The 20769-nt window shown below is 50.5% G+C and carries 19 protein-coding genes, 1 pseudogene and 1 riboswitch; of the genes and pseudogenes, 5 read left to right on the top strand and 15 right to left on the bottom strand.

The window, feature by feature from the left end; genetic code table 11:
* Positions 1 to 184: 184 nt before the first annotated feature.
* Genes C510_RS0108225 through C510_RS0108215 form a run of 3 tightly spaced genes read left to right on the top strand, consistent with a single transcriptional unit; the run spans position 185 to position 4085 of the window.
* Positions 185 to 1492, top strand: coding sequence for a TolC family protein (locus C510_RS0108225; RefSeq protein WP_025892358.1), 1308 nt, complete (start codon positions 185 to 187; stop codon positions 1490 to 1492).
* 19 nt (positions 1493 to 1511) lie between these two features.
* Positions 1512 to 2546 (top strand): HlyD family secretion protein, encoded by a 1035-nt coding sequence (locus tag C510_RS0108220; protein ID WP_026320154.1) that lies wholly within the window; start codon positions 1512 to 1514, stop codon positions 2544 to 2546.
* 12 nt (positions 2547 to 2558) lie between these two features.
* Positions 2559 to 4085, top strand: coding sequence for an MFS transporter (locus tag C510_RS0108215; RefSeq protein ID WP_018710868.1), 1527 nt, complete (start codon positions 2559 to 2561; stop codon positions 4083 to 4085).
* Between the two features lie 57 nt (positions 4086 to 4142).
* On the opposite strand, the gene C510_RS0108210 is transcribed toward C510_RS0108215, so the two are convergent.
* The 13 genes from C510_RS0108210 to thiS form a co-directional block, all read right to left on the bottom strand.
* Entirely contained in the window at positions 4143 to 5837 is a 1695-nt protein-coding gene (locus tag C510_RS0108210) for an RluA family pseudouridine synthase (protein ID WP_018710867.1), read from the bottom strand.
* 9 nt (positions 5838 to 5846) lie between these two features.
* Positions 5847 to 6671, bottom strand: coding sequence for a 4-(cytidine 5'-diphospho)-2-C-methyl-D-erythritol kinase (ispE, locus tag C510_RS0108205; protein ID WP_018710866.1), 825 nt, complete (start codon positions 6669 to 6671; stop codon positions 5847 to 5849).
* 171 nt (positions 6672 to 6842) lie between these two features.
* Complete coding sequence (locus tag C510_RS16295; protein ID WP_025892356.1) at positions 6843 to 7358, bottom strand: DUF4890 domain-containing protein; 516 nt, start codon at positions 7356 to 7358, stop codon at positions 6843 to 6845.
* A 169-nt stretch (positions 7359 to 7527) separates the two neighbouring features.
* Positions 7528 to 9168, bottom strand: coding sequence for a B12-binding domain-containing radical SAM protein (locus C510_RS0108195; RefSeq protein ID WP_018710864.1), 1641 nt, complete (start codon positions 9166 to 9168; stop codon positions 7528 to 7530).
* 142 nt (positions 9169 to 9310) lie between these two features.
* Positions 9311 to 10249, bottom strand: coding sequence for a ribose-phosphate pyrophosphokinase (locus tag C510_RS0108190; RefSeq protein WP_025892355.1), 939 nt, complete (start codon positions 10247 to 10249; stop codon positions 9311 to 9313).
* 90 nt (positions 10250 to 10339) lie between these two features.
* Positions 10340 to 10948, bottom strand: a complete 609-nt coding sequence (locus tag C510_RS0108185) for a thiamine phosphate synthase (RefSeq protein ID WP_025892354.1) — start codon at positions 10946 to 10948, stop codon at positions 10340 to 10342.
* 55 nt (positions 10949 to 11003) lie between these two features.
* Entirely contained in the window at positions 11004 to 11705 is a 702-nt protein-coding gene (locus tag C510_RS0108180) for a HesA/MoeB/ThiF family protein (RefSeq protein WP_018710861.1), read from the bottom strand.
* A 19-nt stretch (positions 11706 to 11724) separates the two neighbouring features.
* Positions 11725 to 12858, bottom strand: a complete 1134-nt coding sequence (thiH, locus tag C510_RS0108175; RefSeq protein WP_018710860.1) for a 2-iminoacetate synthase ThiH — start codon at positions 12856 to 12858, stop codon at positions 11725 to 11727.
* A 73-nt stretch (positions 12859 to 12931) separates the two neighbouring features.
* On the bottom strand, positions 12932 to 13312 hold the full coding sequence (locus tag C510_RS0108170; protein WP_018710859.1) for a four helix bundle protein: 381 nt from the start codon (positions 13310 to 13312) through the stop codon (positions 12932 to 12934).
* Positions 13313 to 13339: 27 nt separating this feature from the next.
* Entirely contained in the window at positions 13340 to 15034 is a 1695-nt protein-coding gene (gene thiC / locus C510_RS0108165; protein ID WP_018710858.1) for a phosphomethylpyrimidine synthase ThiC, read from the bottom strand.
* A gap of 67 nt (positions 15035 to 15101) precedes the next feature.
* A complete protein-coding gene (locus tag C510_RS0108160; protein ID WP_018710857.1) occupies positions 15102 to 15878 on the bottom strand; it encodes a thiazole synthase in 777 nt (258 codons plus the stop codon).
* Positions 15879 to 16174: 296 nt separating this feature from the next.
* A complete protein-coding gene (locus C510_RS0108155; RefSeq protein ID WP_018710856.1) occupies positions 16175 to 16816 on the bottom strand; it encodes a thiamine phosphate synthase in 642 nt (213 codons plus the stop codon).
* Positions 16806 to 17006: a sulfur carrier protein ThiS gene (thiS, locus tag C510_RS0108150; RefSeq protein ID WP_018710855.1), complete on the bottom strand. Its 201-nt coding sequence runs from the start codon at positions 17004 to 17006 to the stop codon at positions 16806 to 16808. Before thiS ends, C510_RS0108155 begins: the two co-directional genes overlap by 11 nt.
* A gap of 59 nt (positions 17007 to 17065) precedes the next feature.
* Positions 17066 to 17161: riboswitch (TPP riboswitch) on the bottom strand.
* 292 nt (positions 17162 to 17453) lie between these two features.
* On the opposite strand from thiS, the pseudogene C510_RS17075 reads away from it, so the two are divergent.
* Positions 17454 to 17717: pseudogene (locus tag C510_RS17075) on the top strand (helix-turn-helix domain-containing protein); the annotation flags it as partial.
* Between the two features lie 82 nt (positions 17718 to 17799).
* On the opposite strand, the gene C510_RS17755 reads toward C510_RS17075, so the two are convergent.
* Positions 17800 to 19287: a vWA domain-containing protein gene (locus C510_RS17755; protein WP_018710853.1), complete on the bottom strand. Its 1488-nt coding sequence runs from the start codon at positions 19285 to 19287 to the stop codon at positions 17800 to 17802.
* A 188-nt stretch (positions 19288 to 19475) separates the two neighbouring features.
* On the opposite strand from C510_RS17755, the gene C510_RS0108135 reads away from it, so the two are divergent.
* Positions 19476 to 19844 (top strand): YbaN family protein, encoded by a 369-nt coding sequence (locus tag C510_RS0108135; protein WP_018710852.1) that lies wholly within the window; start codon positions 19476 to 19478, stop codon positions 19842 to 19844.
* A gap of 10 nt (positions 19845 to 19854) precedes the next feature.
* Here the strand turns inward: C510_RS0108135 and C510_RS0108130 are convergent, their stop codons facing one another.
* Positions 19855 to 20697 (bottom strand): SDR family NAD(P)-dependent oxidoreductase, encoded by an 843-nt coding sequence (locus C510_RS0108130; RefSeq protein WP_018710851.1) that lies wholly within the window; start codon positions 20695 to 20697, stop codon positions 19855 to 19857.
* Between the last annotated feature and the right edge of the window lie 72 nt (positions 20698 to 20769).

The raw sequence follows: 20769 nt of genomic DNA, 5'->3' as shown, positions 1-20769 counted from the left end.
TATTTTGGCTTAAATTGGTAATCTTATTGCATAATATGCAATTTCGGTCTAAAGATAATCGATTAATTTTGCACAACCAATAAGTTTGGTAGAAAGATGAAAGTTGTCAGTAGTTTTCTCTGTGACGTCAGGAAAGAATGACACTATAATTCTATGAAATAAGGAAAAGAAGGATAACAGTAAGATGAAGAATCGACATTGGATGATCGGAGTAATGTGCTGGGGGGCAGTCGGTCTGATGAGCGGACAGGTGCGTCTGCTCCGTATGGATGAAATGTTCCAGTTGGCCGACCGCAACAGCAAGAGTATCAATTTACATGCATTGGCAGTCGATGAGGCGGAACAGGCTGTCCGGGTAGCCCGTAACGGACAGTTGCCTACCATTCAGGCAGCCATGGAGTTTAAGTATATCGGCGACGGGTGTATGACCGACCGTGACTTTACGAACGGTATACATGCCGATATGCCGCATTATGGAAATTCGTTTGTAGTAAAAGCTTCACAGGTGGTCTATGCCGGAGGAAGGATTTCACGGAGCATTGAGCAGGCTGAACTGAACCGGCAGGTTTCCGAATTGGAATACCGGAAAAACCGGCAGGATGTCCGTTTCCTGCTTCTGGGGCATTACCTGGATCTTTATCAGTTGCATAATCAGCAGGTGGTGTATCAGAAGAATATCGAGCAGACCAGGTTATTGGTGAAGGATATGCAGGCTGCTTACCGGCAAGGTACGGCTCTGAAGAGTGACATTACCCGGTACGAACTTCAGCTGCAGAACCTGGAACTTGGTCTTACGTCTACGCTGAATCAGATTGATGTGCTGAATCACCGGTTGGTAACTACCCTTGGCCTGGAACCGGGTGTTCACCTGGTTCCGGATACGACGGCTTTGCGGCAGTTGTCTGTGGATGCCGAGCAGGAAGGATTCTGGCAGTCGGAGGCAAAATCGTCTCCGCAGATGCAGATTGCAGGTTTGCAGGTGGAACTGGGAAAAAACAGCCAGCAGCTTATCCGTTCTGAACGGAGGCCTCACATCAGTCTGGTGGCAGCAAACGATTTTACTGGCCCCATCCTGGTAGAAGTCCCTCCATTGGACAAGAATTTTACGTATTGGTATGCCGGTGTGGGCATCTCCTATAATTTTGATGCCTTGTTTAAGAGTAAGCGGAAATTGCAACAGGCCAAGTTGCATACCCGGAAGATGGAGGCTCAACAGGAGTTGGTGGCCGAGGAACTCGATCATACCATTCACAAAGCGTATGTTGATTTGAAAGAGGCTTATATCCGTCTGCGTACACAGGAGAAAAGTCTTCAGTTGGCCCATGAGAACTTCCACATTGTCCGTCAGCGGTATCTGAATGGTCTGGCACTGATTACCGACATGCTGGATGCCAGCAATACTCAGCTGGATACCGAACTGCAACTGGCCAACGACCAGATTGAGATTCTATACCAGTATTATTTGCTGAAGAAGATAACCGGAACCCTTTAACCCTTTAAAATTTACTCGTATGATTAGAAATAAAAGACGTGCTATCCCTAATTTTTTCATTTTGCTGGTCCTGGCTATCGGTATCGGCTGGACTTTCGGACGTTTTATCCACTGGGGAAATGTGGAGTTTACCGATAACGCTCAGGTTAAACAGCACTTGACTCCTGTCAATACCCGGGTACAGGGTTTCATTAAAAGAATCTGCTTCGATGAATATCAGCGGGTCAAGAAAGGTGATACGCTGGTGATTATTGAGGATACGGAGTATCGGCTGAAAGTGGCACAGGCTGAGGCCGATTATCAGAGCGCTTTGGCAGGTAAAACCGCCATGCACACGACAATCAATACGACGCAGAACAACATTCTGGTAACCGATGCTGCCATCGAAGAACAGCGCGTACGTCTGCAGAATGCCGAAGCTGATTTCAAGCGTTATGAAGGATTGCTGAAGGAAGAGGCGGTGACACCGCAGCAGTTTGACCGGGTAAAGACGGACTATGAGGCTACCAAAGCCCGTTACGAACAGTTGTTGCGTCAGAAACAGTCTACTTCGCTGGTAAAGCAGGAGCAGACCCAACGGTTGGACCAGAACGAATCTGCCATTAAGCTGGCAGAAGCGGAGCTGGAGCTGGACCGTCTGAATCTTTCCTATACCGTTATTCTGGCAACGGCCGATGGGGTAACCGGACGGAAGGAAATCCACGAAGGCGAATTGGTACAGCAGGGACAGACGTTGGTTACTTTGGTAGACGGTACCGAGAAGTGGGTGATTGCCAATTACAAGGAAACGCAGACCACCCGAATGCAGAAAGGCCAGCTGGTCGACATCCAGGTGGATGCTTTGCCGGGAGTAGCGTTCGAAGGACGTATTTCTTCCATATCCGATGCAACCGGTTCCTTTTATTCGTTGATTCCTCAGGACAATTCTGCGGGAAACTTTGTGAAAGTGGAACAGCGTATTCCTGTGCGTATCGAATTTACAGCCCGTAACCGGGCTGAAGACCTGGAACGTCTGCGTGCCGGAATGAATGTGGAATGTACGGTGAGTTTTTAAGAGGAGGTGCAGATGGCTGTAAATCGACCGCGTGTCGCCTATTTCAAGGAATTTCTGCCTACGCCGGTGTGTATATTCCTCTCCATGTGTTTTGCCACGGTGTTCCAGTTCAATGGAGGTGTCTTTCTGCCGGTAGCTGTGCAGATGTCCAGTGAATTGGGCTGTATCCAGGAAGATGTGATGATGGCCGGATATGCATCGTTCATCGGGATGACGGTGATATTTCCCATACTCTTCCGGCTGAAGTCCCGCTTTACCACCCGTTCCATTCTGTTGACTGTCTGCCCCATTCTGATTGCCTGCAACTGGATTACCATGCATACGGATATTCTTCCGGTCCTGGTTGTTACGTGTTTCATTTCCGGTTTCTTCCGGATGTGGGGAACTTTCGAGTGCTTCTCCAACATGCGCCTGAGTGTGACTCCTTCGGGAAACTTCTCGGTGTTCTATCCCTTCATCTATATAGTGGTACTGGAGAGTATCCAGTTGTCGGGACTTGTGGCTATCCATCTGACCGACTGGGTGCATTGGCGCTACATGCATGGCTTTGTCATGTTTATGCTGGCCGTGGTATGGTGCTGTGTTTATTTTCTGACCCGTCGGGTACGCGTGGGCAAGAAAGTGCCTCTGTATGGTATCGACTGGATTGGGGGGATCCTGTGGGTCGTGGTCTTGTTTTCCATCGTCTATGTGTGTATTTATGGCGAATTCTACGATTGGCTGGACAGCGTTGAAATACGGGGATGCATTGTTCTGGCTACAGTTGCTCTGTTGGTGAATGTGAGGAGGATGCAGACGCTGCGCCGGCCATACATCGAGATGCAGGTGTTGCGTTACCGGCATTTCCCGACCATTCTTTTTTTGTTCCTGATGCTTTGTCTGTTCCTGGCTACTTCCTCCGTGCTTCAGGAGATGTTCATGAAATCCATCTTGAAGTACGACCGGCTGAATGCCATTTCGTTGAACTGGTATGTCTTTTCCGGTATCTTGTGTGGAGCAGGAGCGGTGTTTTATCGGCGTGTCGTTCTCCACAAGGGATTCAAGTTGCTGATTGTGATAGGATTTTCGTTGATAGTTGCATACGAATACTACATGTACTTCCTGATTCACCCGAATCTGAATATCGAAAGTCTGTATCTTCCGAATTTTTTAAGAGGGATAGGGCATGGCATTCTTTATATCGCGCTGACCATCTATGTAGCCAAATGTGTTCCGTTCAAGCATTTCTTTCAGGGGCTGTGTGTATTGAGTTTTATCCGGACCAGTATCGCTACACCATTAGGGACTGCCTTGTTGAACCGCTGGATGCGGAAACTTGTGCAAGACAATATCGGTCAACTGAGTCAGAATATGGACCAGGTCCGTGAGTGGATGCCGCATGTTTCCCTGACAGACTTGTACGGACAGGTGGTGCTTCAGACTACCCTGACCAGTTTGAAGGAGTTGTTTGGTTGGGTCTGTATCGGAGGAACGGTCTTTGTGCTGTTGCTTATCGGCTACCGTTTCTGGCGGGATGGGCGGAGAGCACTTTTGGAATGATTATGAAATCTGTTGTCAGATTCCTGGAGTGCGCAGACCTTGCTGTTGAGCGATGGCTTATAGCTTGAAATCCGCTTCCTGCTCGATGTGGATGGTCTTGCCATTCACGGGATGGGTGAAAGTCAGTTCGGCAGCATGCAGATACAGACGGTCGGCCTTTTTCCCGTAAAGTTCATCGCCTGCGATGGGACAATTCAGCCCTTGCGGATGGGCGGCATGTACCCGTAACTGATGGGTACGTCCTGTCAGCGGATAAAAGGCGACCAATGTCCGGTTATTCAGGCTTTGCAGAACCTGATAGCGCGTTACAGCGGGCTTCCCGTGTTCGAAATCGACCGACTGGAGCGGACGGTGTAGCAGGTTCGGACAGAGAGGAAGGCGGATTTCTCCTTCTTTTGCCGCAGGAAGTCCTTCCAGGATGGCTGTATAACGTTTCTTGATGCTGCGTGTCTCGAATTGGGCCTGCAGGTGTTGGTGGACTTCTTTGGTCTTGGCTGCCAGCAACAGTCCGGAAGTGGCCATGTCCAGACGGTGTACTATCAACGGACCGGTAGCTTCCGGATAGCGTGCGTGCAGCCGTTCATATACGGAATCGAGGCCGTTTTTACCGGGCACGGATAACATGCCGGCGGGTTTGCAGACAACTACCAGCCATTCGTCTTCGTAAAGAATGGGCAGAGGAGTTTCCCGATGTCGGTCTTCTTCCAGGGGATTCTTCTCTACGTTCAATCCGATGAGCATGTGTTTCAGGATAGGGGCGCATTTGCCGGTACACGACGGATAGAATTCTCCTTGCCGGCGGATTTCATTCTTGGGCGATTGTCCCCACCAGAATTCTCCCATAGCCAGAGGTTCCAGATGATGCTGGTAAGCATACTGGAGGAGTTTGGGTAAGGCGCATTCGCCGGTCCCTGCCGGAGGGGTCCCTTGGGGGGTGTCACGGAAGAGTTCGCACAAATCCTTGACTTCACCCCGGGCATTCCACATCCGGAACTGTACGAACAGACGTTGCTGAAGGGCAGCCGAACGTTGTTTCCGCTCCTGTTTCCAGGCCTGCACGGTAGCTTCATAGGTGCTGAGAGCAGTCTGCTTGACAGCCAGTTCTTCTTTCAGTCTCCGTTCCAGACGCTTGTATTCAGCTTTTTGGAACTGGCTTTCCCGAATCATGCGGGCTTCTTCTTCCGGACTGACTCCTAGGCTGCGTGCGGCTTCCCGTTCGTTTTTGGCCCGTTTCATGCTTTCTTTGGCTGCCTGTAGCTGTCGGTCCGTTTCTTCCCGACAGGCATCCAGTTGTGCTTTCAGTTCGGTATAAACATCGCTCTGCAAGGCGTTTGCTATCCGGTGGTTGATGGCAGAAATTTCAGCTTCTTCTATTCGGAAGAAACCGTCCGGTTGCAGCAAATCGTATACGGGTGGAACGAAAAAAGCGTGATGATTGCTTCCGGCCAGGTTACCCGAGAAAGCGGCCAGGTATCCCAGTTTCTCCTCCGGGGTACGGACAATCAGCACACCGAACATTTTCCCGTTCTGGAGCTCTTCCTGCCAGTCGGAACGGGTCTTCAGATAATTCTGAACTTCTTCGGCTGCCAGTCGGGTCAAAGGATGTGGCGTATAATGGAAAGGATAAGTAAAGGCCGACGGTAAAGCGATGCCGTCGGTCGGATGGATGAACGGATGGATATATCCGTCGGCGGAAAGCCGGGGGCTCCGGCTTCCGTCGGTATGAGGCGTTTCGTTCCCAGTATTTTCCATGAATGGAGGTTAAATCATTTCGCGTTGGCGGCAGAAGTAACCGGCAAACTTCTCGTCCACATTCTCTATCTTTTCTTTGAACAGGCCGAATACGGCAGAACCGGAACCGGACATTGAAGCATAGACAGCACCTAAATCGTACATCTTGTCCTTGATGGCAGCTATCTCCGGATAGAGCTTGAATACGTTGTCTTCAAAGTCATTCTTCATGCAGGTAGCCCAGGTCTCTACCGGTTGCTGTACGATTTCTTTCAACGATACTTCCGGGCGTTTGGGCTGAATGTTGGCATACGCTTCTTTGGTCGATACGGAGATATTCGGTTTCACCAGTACCAGGCGGTAACTGCCCAGTGACAGGCGGATACGTTCGAATACGTTGCCGATACCTGTGGCAAAGACCGGTTGGTTCTGGATAAAGAACGCGCAATCGGCTCCCAATTGGGCCGCATAGCTTTCCATTTCTTCGATGCTGAGGCCCAGCCGGAATTTCTCGTTCAGTACTTTAATCATGAAGGCACCGTCGGCCGATCCGCCTCCCAGACCGGCTCCCATCGGGATATGTTTGTAGAGGTGGATATCTACCGGAGCCAGTTCATATTTTTCACGGAGCAGGTTATAGGCTTTCACTACCAGATTTTCTTCTGGGCTTCCTTCGATAGCTGTTCCGCTCACACGGAGTTTGTAAGGTACTTGACTGTTTTCCATCCGGTTCACTTCGAGTGCATCCTGCAGGTTGATCGGGTAGAAGATGGTTTCCAGGTTATGATATCCGTCCGGACGCTTTTCTACAATGTTCAGTCCGAGATTTATCTTTGCATTGGGAAATGTAATCATGGTATATAAGTGTTTTCTTTGTTTTTTCAAAGATATAGTAAACTTTTGGAATATCGGGTAGGAAAACAACAGAAAATGGGCGTTTTTAACCATCTTCGGATATCCTCTCCGGAACCTGTAGCAAGAAAAAAGCCGGCACTCGGAGCCGGCTTGTCTATGGATGATGTATTCTTATTTTCTGGAGAAATCTTTTGGAGGCTTTTGTGGCTGTATCTTTTTCCATTTGGCATACTGTTCTTCCGTCAGGATTTTCTTCAGTTTCTTTTCGTTCTTTTCCCGCAGCTTTTCCAGTTCTTGGTTTCCTGCCGGATGGGGACCTTTCATGTCCGGATGTTTACCCGGTCTGCCGAACTCTCCCTGTGGCCCTCCCATTGGAGGTCTGGGACCTTGCGGTCTGCCTCCTTCTTCGGGTGGGAAATTCCTTTGCGGACGTTCTTTAAGCAGTTCGATTATCTTTTTCTGTTCTTTCAGATTCAAGTTGTAGATTTTCTTGTATTGTTTATCGGTCAGTCCCAGCTCGTGCTGCATCTTGTCGGTCAGTTGTTTGGCACTGCGCTCTGCGTTCGGCAGTTCGCGACGTTCGGTACGGGCTGATTCTTGTGCCATGAGTTGGCTGGGAAATGTCAGGCAAGTAGTCATTAGAGCGATTCCTGCGGCGAAGCAGACGTTTTTCAGTTGTTTCTTCATAATGTTCAGTTTTTGATTACAGAACAAAGCTAGGATAAAACAACCGGAAGTGGAAACGAAATCGACCAATCTCCGGCTTTTGTCGACTGAGCCTGTATGGATGGCAACTGGTAACCGTTTTCGGATGTACTGACAGTATATGGGCCCTTCGAAAGGTATTCAGGACTTTTCAGGCAAGGATGCTGACAGCTTTCAGGCAGGGTTGTGTCTCCTGCTTTTCGGTTTCGAAACCGTACCAGTAGCAGCGGTGGGTGGACTCGTCCTCCAGTTTGCATAGACGGAGGCCTTCGTGATAGGTTCCCCAACAGCATTGCCAGTCAGCCGGTGGAGTAACATGCTTGGTGCGTACCCGTTCGGCGGGTTGTTTTTTCAGAGACATACCTGCTTCTATCCAAGCCAGGCTGACCGCTAAGGTATAGTCGGGATAGCAGGTCTTGCAGTATTCATACAGGATGATTCCCCTTCGTTCCAGACTCATGGGTTGGTCGATGACACTCCGCGCTATTAAATGGTCCAGGAAATGGAGCAGGAAATCAGGTTGCTCTGTAATCAGTCGGCGGGTGATGTCCTGCCAGGCCGAGGTGTTATAGTAGGCATCGAGCAGGCGTGACAGCAGGCGTGCCCGTTGTAACTCATCGGGGGTAATTTCCCGAGTCTGTAATACTTCGTAAGGAGGAAATGGCGAATACCGGATACCGAGCTCTTCTGCCCGTCTCCGCATTTCAGTTCCTGGGAGCAGTTTCAACGATTCCAGCTGGATTTCTCCGGCACGGTAGGCTGCCAATGTCCGTACATCTTCTACCAGTTGTGTCAGATGATACAGGGGAAGTCCGGCTATCAGGTCGGCATGGGTAATCAGATTCGGTAAGTTACAGAGGTAGCGCAGACCTTCCAGAGCGTCCTGTAGCTTTCCTTTTCGGCGACAGGTCTCCAGTACTTCTTCCCGTAGGCTTTGGATACCGGCTTCCAGGTGGAGAAGTCCGGCAGGCATGTCTGCCAGTTCTTCTTTCAAGGTATCGGTCAATAGAGCCGGATGGATTTCCAGATGAAAATGGATATCCGGAAATTCTCGGAAAAGAGCCAGCAAAGCTTTGGCCCGGTTACTGTTGTAGTTGAAGGTACGGTCCAGCACGCGGATGTTCCGGATGCCGTGCGCATGGATGGTGCGGATGCGCTCACGGATGGTATCGATAGACAGGGTACGGACCGGTTTTTCTCCTCCACTGACACAGAAGGCACAGGTGTTGAAACAGCCGCGTGTAGTTTCCAGCTGTACAAACGGTTTCTCCCAGTTGAAGAAACGGCTCTGTTCCGGATGGGTCAGACGGTCGAAACCGCTGACACGTGCCAAGCCGTTGTCGCGGTATTGCCCGTTGCTGTCCAGGTAGCAGAGTCCTTCGATGGAATTCCATTGCTCGGGAGTGTTCCATACATCGAGCCACTGGGCGAAGACTTCTTCTCCTTCTCCCCGGAAGACACAGTGTACGAAAGGATGATTCCGCAGAAATACTTCGTTGTTTCCTAGAAACTCCGGACCCCCTAAAGCGATGGAAGCTTCCGGCAGGAGAGCTTTGGCGCGCCCCAGGATGTGCATCAGCATTTCATGGTTGAAAAGCCAGCAGGTAGCGGCTATCAGGTCGGGTTGTCTGCGGTAGATTTCTCCGGCTATCATACCCGGATTTTCATTGATGGTAGCCGATACAATGTCCCACGACAGGTCTTCCTGATGGAGTAACTGGGCGTGGAGAGCCGGTAAAGCCAAGGAGGCGTGCGCATACGAACTGTTCAGGTCTAGCCAGAGGATTTTCATGAAATGTCTAGGGGTAAAGTGTTAGGGAAAAAGGGAAGGGGTGATATATCAAAGCGAAGAATCTTCCGGTCAGTGGCCTAAAGATTCTTCGCTTGTGAAACGAGGTTTTCATTGAGCAACCCCGCTGTTCAATATCTTATCCTTAAATCAGATACTGTGAGCTGATGGATTCGTTGGTCATCACACGACGGATGGTTTCAGCGAACATGTCGGCGATAGAAAGCTGTTTCACTTTCGCGCAACGGTTAGAATAAGGAATACTGTCTGTGAATACCATCTCTTCGAGATGTGAGTTCTGAACACGTTCAGAAGCCGGTCCTGACATTACGCAGTGGGAAGCGATGGCACGTACAGAAGTAGCTCCTGCTTCCTTCATGATGTCGGCAGCCTTGGTGATGGTACCGGCTGTATCTACCATATCGTCAATCAGGATTACGTTCTTGTCTTTTACGTCACCGATAATCTGCATGGAAGCTACCACATTGGCTTTTTCACGTGTCTTGTGACACAATACCAAAGGAACATCCAGGAATTTGGCATACGTGCTGGCACGTTTTGAACCACCTACGTCCGGAGTAGCGATTACCAGATTTTCCAGCTTCAGAGACTGGATGTAAGGTGCGAAGATGGTAGAAGCATACAGGTGGTCTACCGGGATATCGAAGAATCCCTGAATCTGGTCGGCGTGCAGGTCCATGGTAATCAAACGGTCGATACCTGCTACGCTCAGCAGGTTAGCTACCAGTTTGGCACCGATAGAAACACGAGGTTTGTCCTTACGGTCCTGACGGGCCCATCCGAAGTAAGGAATAACGGCGATGATGCTCTTGGCAGATGCACGTTTGGCGGCATCAATCATCAGCAGCAGTTCCATCAGGTTGTCAGAGTTCGGAAACGTAGACTGCACCAGGAATACGTGCTGGCCACGAATCGATTCTTCGTAGGATACCGCGAATTCGCCGTCGGCGAAGTGGGTAATGTTCATGTTACCAAGGGGACAACCCAAGCTGTTGCAGATTTTTTCTGCAAGATATCTCGAGTTTGTGCCCGAGAAAACTTTAAACGGTGTTGTTGCGTTCATTGTTATACGATATATTGCCTTTAATTAGTTACAAAGGTACAGCATTTCTTCAAGTCAAACAAACGTTTCTCTCATAAAATTGCATGACAATCAGTCTGCCAGCTTCTTCAGTTTCTTGAAGTGAGCGATAAGTTCCTGATAATTATAGTCGAAAGCCGGGTCGAACTTGTTCCAGAGTCCTCCCATGACTGCGGCGCCTCCGAATCCGAAATCTTTGACACGCAGCAGGTTCTCTTCATCCACACCGCCCAAGGCGATGACTTTCTTGTCGATGATACCTTTCTGCACGGCTTCGCGGATGGTTTCGGGGGTAAAATGGGAAGTATATCCTTCTTTGGAGATGCTGTCGAAAATCGGACTCAGGAATACATAATCACAGGTCCGTTTGTCGCTTTCCACCTCCTCCAGTGTGTGACAGGAGGCACTGATGTGGCCTGAATAGTAGTCCGGCGCTACCGGATTCCGATGATTCAGATGAATGCCTTTCAGGGCATATTCATTCTTCAGGTAGAAATGGTCGTGTACGACGATGCGTTTATGGTATTTTTCAGGAATAAGGGTCAGCAAACGCTCCGCATAGACCGGTGCTGTATCTGGTTTACGCAGGTGCAGGATGTCCAACCCTTCTTCGAATAGGGTAGTTATAATCTTGTCTTCTTCCACGAAATACGTGGGAGGTGTTATCACTATTAACTTCATGCGCGATGGTAATTGTGCGGCAAAGTTAGCAAGCAATTGCAAATTTTCCTAATCTTTAGATTAAAATTGTAAAAGTTTCCAACGTCTTCAAATCTATTTGCCAGAGTTTCCCACTCAGTACTTCGCCGTAACCGACAATGATTTTCAGGGCTTCGTTGGCCTCGGCACATCCTATCAGACCGGGAGTTACACCCAATACACCTTTGGGTGGATGAGGCATGCGGTACATCTCTTCTTCATCGGGAAAAAGGCGGCGGTAGTCTGGGCCTCCCTGATAGTTGAAGACAGAAACTTGTCCGTCGAAGGCACGGATGGCACCATATATATATACTTTCCCGAGTCGGACACAGGTGTCGTTGATGAGGTAACGGGTGGCAAAGTTGTCACAGCCGTCCAATACCAGGTCGTATTGTCCGATGATGGCCTCGGCATTCTCGGCAGTCAGCCGTTCGGGATAAGCTTTGATACAGACATGGCTGTTCAAGGCCTGCAGGTGTTCACGGGCTTTTTCGGCTTTGGACAGGCCTACTTCTTTCTCGTTGTAGAGTACCTGGCGCTGCAGGTTGCTTTCGCTCACCACATCGTCGTCTATCAGTCCGATGGTGCCTACGCCGGCACCGGTCAGGTAAAGGGCGATGGGAGAACCGAGTCCTCCCACGCCTACTATCAGTACACGCGCCTGCTGCAGACGGGCTTGTCCTTCTTCACCGATTTCTGGTAGAATCAGCTGGCGGTTATAACGTTCTTTCAAATCCATATAGGGTTAGGGTTACGGGTTATCGGGCTAAAGGGGCAATCCGGTCGAATGAAGCGTCCCAGTCTTTCCATACGGGTTCGCGTCCGATGGCTTTCAGGGCTTTCTCTACTTCAACGGCGGTACGCTCATCGCTGACATGGAATTGCTCCAATGCCTGTGGATAGGTATAATAGCCGCCCGGTTCGGTCTTGCTTTCTGCACTCATGGTAGTTACGCCCAATGTTGCCATGTGGTCGCGGATATTGGCCGGTTCGCGGGTAGAGTAGGAGATGTCTACGTCATGGTCGAAGATACGCATGGCGAAGGTAACCTGAGCCAGTTCCTTGTCACTCATGATGACATTCGGCTGGAACCCTTCGTTTTCTGCCGGACGCATCCGTGGGAAGTTTACGCTGTATTTGGTCTTCCAGTAGTGTTTCTGCAGATAACGTAGGTGATAGGCCATCATGGTCACATCCGTACGCCAATCTTCCAGTCCGATGAGGACTCCCATTCCGATAGAGTGGACTCCGGCTTGTCCCATGCGGTCGAAACCGTTTACACGCCATTCGAATTTTGACTTCATGCCGCGCGGATGGTAGACGTTGTAGCGGGCCTTGTTGTAAGTTTCCTGGAAACAGATGACACCGTTCAGTCCGTGTTTTACCAGTTCGGCATATTCTTCGGCCTTAAGCGGCATGACTTCAATCTTCAGGTTCGAGAAATACGGCTTGGCCAGATCCAGTGCCTTAGCCAGGTACGGTACTCCTGCCTTGGCAGGGTTCTCTCCGGTCACCAGCAGCAGGTTCTCGAAGGGAGCCAGTTTCTTGATGGCCTTGTATTCATTCTCTATTTCCTCGGGGGTAAGGATGGTACGTGCCATCGGGTTGCTGATGTGGAAACCGCAGTACACACATGAGTTGGTGCATGAGTTCGTGATATACAGCGGAATGAACATGGAGATGGTTCTTCCGAAGCGTTCTTCGGTATATTTCTTGCTGAGGCGTGCCATGGGTTCCAGGAACTTCTCGGCTGCCGGTGAGATGAGCGCCATGAAGTCGTCCACATCACACTTTGATTTGCCGAGGGCACGGATTACGTCAGCCTCTGTCTTGGAGTAGATGGCCTTGGTCGTCTCCTCCCAGCTTATCTTTTCTAATTCGTCACTAAACATTTCGATAATTAATAATTAAAAATTAAAAGTTAAAATTCAAAGTCTCAAATTAAAAATGGATGTAGGTGGAAGGCTACATCTTCTCGACCTGTTTTTTCTTCTGGTTGTTTTCCTTGCTGGTCTTTATGATACATACCAGGAGCTTGATGAGTTCCTTGGCATCCTGGTCGATGGATTCGTAAGAGGAAGCTTCGATGTAATCAGACTTGTAGAGCAGCAACAGCCAGTAGGCGGTTTCGTTAGCCTCTTTCAGGGCAATGTGCAGTTTGTGGATAAAGTCGCTGGCACTTTCCGCAAATTCGGCCTCGCAAACCATGGCTCCTATGGCTGTGCCGCTTCGCAACAGCTGTTTCGACAAGATATGTTCTCCTTTTTCGTCACTCAGGTACTGGTATGCTTTGACGATGCGTAAGGCAAAATTCAGTGATTTCCCATAAACTACACTGTGTCCCATAAGTATCTCATTTTTAACTTTTAACTTTTACTTTTTAATTTCAGAGAGGTCTCTGCTGAGTTTCATCGCACAGAAGTTCGGACCGCACATGGTACAGTATTCTCTGTCCGTATGGCGGCCTTCGTTGAAATACTCCAGAGCACGGTCCGGATCGAGACTCAGGTGGAACTGGTCGCGCCAGCGGAACTCGTAGCGGGCTTTGCTCAGGGCATTGTCACGGATCTGGGCACCAGGATGGCCTTTGGCCAGGTCGGCTGCATGAGCGGCAATCTTGTAGGTGATGACACCGGTGCGCACGTCTTCGCGGTTCGGCAGGCCGAGGTGTTCCTTCGGAGTGACGTAGCACAGCATGGCGGTACCCAGCCAACCGATTTGGGTGGCACCGATGGCCGAAGTGATGTGGTCGTAACCCGGAGCAATGTCAGTTACCAGCGGACCGAGGGTATAGAACGGAGCGTTGTGGCAATGCTTGATCTGACGTTCCATGTTTTCCTGAATCTTGTGCAAGGGCACGTGTCCCGGACCTTCGATGAAGGCCTGTACGTTCTTGTCCCAGGCACGGAGTACCAGTTCTCCCAATGTGTCGAGCTCGGCGAACTGGGCTTCGTCGTTCGCGTCGGCGATACACCCCGGACGCAGACCGTCACCCAAAGATACGGCAACGTCATATTGTGCAAGGATGTCGCAGATGTCGTCGAAGTGTTCATAGAGGAATGATTCCTGGTTGTGGATGAGACACCATTTGCTCATGATGCTTCCGCCACGGCTCACGATACCGCACAGACGTTTGTCGGCCAGGTGTACGTTGTGCAGGCGGATACCGGCATGGATGGTGAAGTAGTCTACCCCCTGTTCGCATTGTTCGATAAGGGTGTCCTTGTAGATTTCCCAGGTCAGGTCTTCCACTTTGCCGTTCACTTTCTCCAAGGCCTGGTAGATGGGCACGGTACCTACCGGAACCGGACAGTTACGGACAATCCATTCGCGGGTCTCGTGGATGTTGTCACCGGTAGAGAGGTCCATCAGGGTATCGCCTCCCCACTTGCAGCTCCATACGGCCTTGTCCACTTCTTCTTCGATGCTCGATGTGGTAGCCGAGTTGCCGATGTTGGTATTGATTTTCACCAGGAAGTTCCGGCCGATAATCATCGGTTCACTTTCCGGATGGTTGATGTTAGCCGGCAGTACCGCACGTCCGGCGGCGATTTCGTCACGCACAAATTCCGGAGTGATGTGGGTGTCGATACCCAGTTCCCTGCAGTTCATGTTCTCACGGATGGCAACGTATTCCATTTCCGGAGTCACGATGCCCTGCTTGGCATAATACATCTGTGTACAGCAGTGTCCTGCTTTGGCCCGGTAGGGGAGAGCGATGTGTTCGAAGCGCAGGTGGTCGAGCGATTTGTCGTCTCGGCGCATCTTTCCGTATTCCGAAGTGATGGAAGGCAATTGCTCCACATCGCCGCGTTCGGTAATCCAGCTCTCACGCATACGCGGAAGGCCTTTTTTCAGGTCGATGGTAACGGACGGGTCGCTGAACGGACCGCTGGTGTCGTATATATAGACTGGTGCGTTCGGAGTCATCACTTTCTGACCGTCTACGATGGTGACGGTCGGAGTGAGGTTGACTTTCTGCATTCCTACACGGATGAACGGGAACATCTGTCCTTGCATGTAGGCTTTCTCGGCGTGCGCGTAGGCTTTATCTTTTTCTTTTTCCATGTTTTCTGGTGGGTTAGCTGGCAGGAGGATCCTGCCGGTTAGTAATAAAAAAACGTCGGGATGAAAATTAATCGTTCAGGAATGCGGTAAGCGGCGATGAGGCCGATGCTTCCAGGTTGGTGGCCTGAATGCCCAGTCCGGCTTCGTAGGCACGGCGTCCGGCGATGACAGCCTCTTTGAAGGCGATGGCCATTTCTACCGGATTACCGGCAACGGCGATGGCTGTGTTGACCAGACAGGCGTCAGCACCCATCTCCATGGCTTCGGCAGCGTGGCTCGGGGCTCCGATGCCTGCATCGACTACTACCGGTACATTGCTCTGCTCGATGATGATGCGCAGGAAATCCCGTGTCTGCAAGCCTTTGTTCGTACCGATAGGGGCAGCCAATGGCATGACGGTAGCGGCTCCCGCTTCTTCCAGACGCTTACACAGGGTAGGGTCGGCCTGGCAGTAAGGAAGTACCACGAATCCCAGCTTCACCAGTTCTTCCGTAGCTTTCAGTGTTTCGGTAGAATCCGGCAACAGGTAGCGCGGGTCCGGATGGATTTCCAGTTTCAGCCAGTTGGTACCGAAGGCTTCGCGAGCCATCTGTGCGGCGAATACGGCTTCTTCGGCGGTACGTACACCCGAGGTGTTCGGCAACAGCTGGATGTGTGGGTGGATGATGTGTTTCAGCATATCGTCTTCCTTGTCACCCAGTTCGATGCGTTTCATGGCTACGGTCACCATTTCGGTGCCGGATGCTTTGATGGCTTCTTCCATCAAGGTATTGGAGTTGAATTTTCCTGTTCCCAGGAAGAGGCGGGAGTCAAATTCTTTTCCCGCAATGATCAGTTTCTTCATGCTTTTTATGTTGTTTTTAAGTTTTGATTGAATGTCGGGGTTTTACTTTTTCTTTTTGGCGTCAAAAAGAAAAAGGTAACAAAAAGAAAAAACGCCGCCTCAAAACTGAGGCCGGGATTTTGGGGCTGGCTGTCGCTCTTCGCCTTTGGGCGAAATCGCAGTGTCTTTCTCTTTTCGTCGCGCGAATAAAATGCTTTTCCGCTTTTCGTTCTTAGAGAAGTTCTAAAATTCTTTGCGCCTAATATGAGCCAATAAAATGAAAGTCATAGAGATAAGTCGTTTCTGACTTTTAACTTTTAACTTTTACTTTTTAACTCCTCGAGGATTTTTCTGGTTTCTTCTGCCGGATTCTCTGCCCGCAGAATAGTTCCGCTCAACGCAATGCCGCTGACTCCTGTCTGCATGATGGCCGGGATATCTTCACAGGTGATACCACCGATGGCCACTATCGGCAGATTGATTCCGTGTTCGTGCATCTGTCGGACGATGTTACGGTAGCCTTCCAGCCCCAGAATGGGACTCAGGTTCTTCTTGGTTGTCGTGAAGCGGAAAGGACCGCAACCGATGTAGTCGGCTCCCGCACGGTAGTGTGAGACCACATCGTCGAACGTGTTTGCCGTACCGCCGATGATGAAGTCCTTTGCTAGGATGTGTCGTGCTTCGGCTATCGGCATGTCATTCTTGCCTAGATGAACTCCGTCGGCTTTCAGTTTCTTCACCAGTTCCACGTCGTCGTCGATGATGAATGTTGCTCCGTAGGTACGGCATAACTCCTGGACACGTACGGCTTCCTGTTCACGCTCTTCCGGCGAAGCATCCTTCATGCGCAACTGAATCCATCGGCAGCCCCCTTCCAAGGCCAGGCGTGCCGAATCGTAATACGAATAACGGTCGGTAAAATGGGTAATGAATTGCAGTTCCATCAGCTTATCCTCCACAAGCGGCTTTGATGATTACCAGGCTGTCATTGGGGTGCAGTACCTGTTCGCTCCATTGGGTACGGGGAATCATGCGGTTGTTTACAGCGATGGCCACTCCCTGGGTCGGGAGTTCCAGTTGGTTGGCCAGATCGGCTACTGTATTGCCTTGTGTGAGCTCGGTCTCTTTGTTGTTTACAGTCAGTTTCATAAGCGTACAATTAAAGGGTATGTAAACCAAAGAGGTAGTCCGTATGGATGGAAAAAAGAAAAGTCATAGCTAACAATCCCTTCGCCGGAATTATCCGTATCAGGTTCGTAGGGTATGATCTCAGCCCGTCGGGTAGGGCACCCCTTTGTTCTACTAGCGGCAAAGGTATAAGAAAAGATTGGAAAACGGTAACAAATCGCCGGATTTAATATTTTTTGAGGGTGGACTAGAGCATGAATCGGTTGATATGAACTGTAACGATAAATCTATCCTGATTTCTATTACGAAGGATAAAAGGTGTAAAACATTTGCTCCTCAGACGGGACCGAAGATTTCAGTTCTGCCTGAGGAGCAAAAATAATTTTTTTGAAGCAACCGGATTTATTGGGCCGGTTTGACCAGGCTTCTCCAGTCCATGGGTCCGGACAATACAAAACTCACAGGGAAGTATCCTTTTATGCTTCACAATTGTGTATCACTCCCAAATACCTTACCGAAGTAAGCAAGAAAGTGAGTGGCTTTCATGCGAATTTCTGGATAGACCGGTTTACCATTACCGAGATAACTCGGTTGCTATCCGACAAGACCCTGACCTTAAAGGAGATTTCGGAGAGAATGAATTTTGCATCAGTCTCTTATTTCTGTCGATATGTAATGCGTATCTTGAAAGTGACCCCTTCTGCATATAGAAGCAGTCGTTGTGAAGGCTGAGTATTTCTCAATTTCGATGGCCTATCAGAAGATGTGCCACAAATGCACTTCTTCTGATAGATGATAATCGAACATCTTGCATTCACTGGCTGATGTTTTGCGATACCCACATCCCGATATCCTGTTTGCTGAGAGCGGCTGCCATGAGGTCTGGAAACTTGTCGGGCGTACAGGCAAAGGTCGGTACACCCAGTTCGGCCAGAAAAGCGGCATGGGTCTTGTCGTAAGCGGGGGCACCGTCATCGTTCAGGGCAGGCAGGACGATGAGCTGCACGCCGCTGTTCACCAGTTCGACAAACCGTTTGTACATGTCACGGACCTCTCCACCTTCGTACAGGTCGGTTACCAGTACCAGTACCGTGTCTTGTGGACGGGAGATGATTTCCTGGCAGTAGGTCAAGGCCCGGGCAATGTCTGTCCCGCCTCCCAGCTGTACGCCGAAAAGCAGGTCAACAGGGTCCTGTAAATCATCGGTCAGGTCTACTACTGCCGTATCGAATACCACCATGCGGGTGTTGACTGCGGGTAGGGAAGCCAGTACCGCTCCGAAAATGCCGGAGTAGATGACCGATGTCCCCATCGAACCACTCTGGTCCAGACAGAGGATGATGTCCTTCAGCGCTTTCCGTTTCCGGCCGTAGCCGATGCGTATTTCGGGAATGATGGTCTTGTATTCCGGTTGGTAGTTCTTCAGGTTCTTGGTGATGGTGGTCTTCCAGTCAATCTCGTTGTAACGGGGATTCCTCCGGCGGGAAGAACGGTTCAAGGCGCCGGTTACCGCCTGTTCGGCCGGACACTGGAAGAATTCCATCCAGAACCGGAGGGGAACCCGTTCGGCCAACTGGCGTAACAGGTAGGCCTCGTCTTTTTCCTTCTTGTTGGGGCTGACCTCTTCCAGTCCCATCTGCTTCATTTCAGGGGTGTACAGTTTTCCCAGACGGTCCGTCAGCTCGTACTTCCACTCATCTCCCAGGAAACTGATTTCTTCGATGGCTCGCAGGCGGCCGGCGAGTCCCTGAGCATGGGCATCCACCATCCGGCGGGCCATGTTCTCAAACAGGCTGTCGGCCCGTTCCGGAACATTGACCAGCCCGTTCCGTACCAGATCCTTCATCCAGGTTTCCAGGTCTTCTATACCGTTCAGCACGTTCTGATGACGTTTTTCCTGCCGCTTGGCTTGTGCGGCCGCATCTACCGGCTTTTCGTCCCGGGCTTTCTGTTCTTTCTTTTCTGCTTTTACTCCCCGTTTGGAAAGCCATGTAGCTACCCAGTCAGGTTCTTCCGCCTTTTCGAACAGGTCGGCTTGGGCGGCGAACAGAAGCAGCAGCCCCAATCCGTGTTTACAAGGGAATTTCCGGCTGGGACAGGAACATTTGAAAGCAATGTCATTCAGGTCGATGGCGGTCTGGTAAGGATTTTTTCCGCTGCCCTGGCAGTGTCCCCATACGGCGCGTTCACTGCAGGCAAGCAAGACCCATTTCCCCGGAACAGCCAGTCCTTTACCGGCCTTTACCGAGGCGGCATCCGGGGCGAGTTGTATGATTTGTTCTTCGGTTAGATTCAATGGCATAAGGTTCGAACGGTTTGTTATGAGACTAGTTCGAATACAAATGTATGAAAAAATGCCAAAGTTGGTGGGCTTGCTATGTAAAAAGATGTTACACGGCTATGGGAATGATACGGGTCCGGATGTGTGAAGACAAATGTTTTTCAAGGATAAATTCTTGGTGTAAAGTGTATAAACCGTATCTTTGCGGCATGAAATATATCTACTTGTTCATAGGCTTTCTTTCACTGATATTGGGAGTGATAGGTATTTTCCTGCCCGTCCTGCCTACCACGCCCTTCCTGCTGTTGTCGGCTGCCCTGTTCTTCCGGAGTTCCCCGCGGGCCTACGACTGGCTGCTGGCACACAAATACCTGGGACCGTATATCCGGAGCTTCCGCGAAGACCGGATGATTCCTTTGCGGGCCAAAATCGTTTCCATTTCTTTACTCTGGCTGACGGCTCTGCATTGCGCCGTTCTGCTTTTTGAATCGTGGTGGCTGAGGATAGGTATGGTGGTGATGGCCATCTGTGTGACGGCTTATATCCTGTCTTTCAAGACACGTCCTTCTGCTAAATGAAGCTTGAATCTTATTCGATATAAATCATCTTCTTTGTCATCCCTCCGTCGATGGTAATCGTCTGTCCGTTGATGAAGTCATTTTCTTCCTGGCAGAGGAAGATGCAGGCACGGGCGATGTCTTCCGGTTTTCCTACCCGCCCGGACGGATGTTGCAGGTGGTCTTCCGGACGCAACGCTTCGTAGTCCGTGTTCTGTATCCAGCCGGGAGCGATGGCGTTTACCGTGATGTGCTGTTCGGCCAGCGAAGCCATCAGCGCATGGGTGAGCGAATAGATGCCGCCTTTGGAGGCCGCATATCCTTCGCTGCCCGGTTCACTCATCAGGTAGCGGGTGGAGCAGAGGTTGATGATGCGTCCGTACGGATTGGGCTCCGGCAGGCTGTTCCGGTGAAGGGCCAGTCGGCGGGAAGTGATGAATACCGGACGCAGGTTGGTGGCCAGAATCCGGTCGAACTCCTCGATGCTGGTCTCGGTCAGCGGAGAGAAGCGGCTGATACCTATGTTGTTGATGACGATGTCGATGTCGCCCCAGTCTTCGAAGAGTTGGCGCATGCAATCCTCCAGTGCTTCCGCCTGACAGACATCTACGGGAAAGAAACGGGCACCGGTGGTTTGTGCGGTCAGGTTGCCGGCTGTAGCATCAATGTCGCAGAAGGCTACCTGGCACCGTTGTTCTGCGAAGGCACGTACCAGCGCTTTTCCGATACCGGATGCGCCTCCGGTAATGAATACCCGCTTGTGCAATCCTTCCGGACGGGACGATTTCTTTCGTGCGGATTTATGAGACTGTTCCCATGCCGATTTCTTTGCCTGATACGCGTCGTATTGCCGTTCAATGTAATTGTCTGCCATTTGTTTCCCGATTTTAAAAGTTCTAACCGGTGGCAAAAATACAAAAATATTCCGTGAAAACGTGGGATAAGG

The organism is Phocaeicola barnesiae DSM 18169 = JCM 13652, from assembly GCF_000374585.1.
Classification (GTDB): Bacteria; Bacteroidota; Bacteroidia; order Bacteroidales; family Bacteroidaceae; genus Phocaeicola; species Phocaeicola barnesiae.
This window is presented reverse-complemented; position numbering and strand designations above follow the sequence as displayed.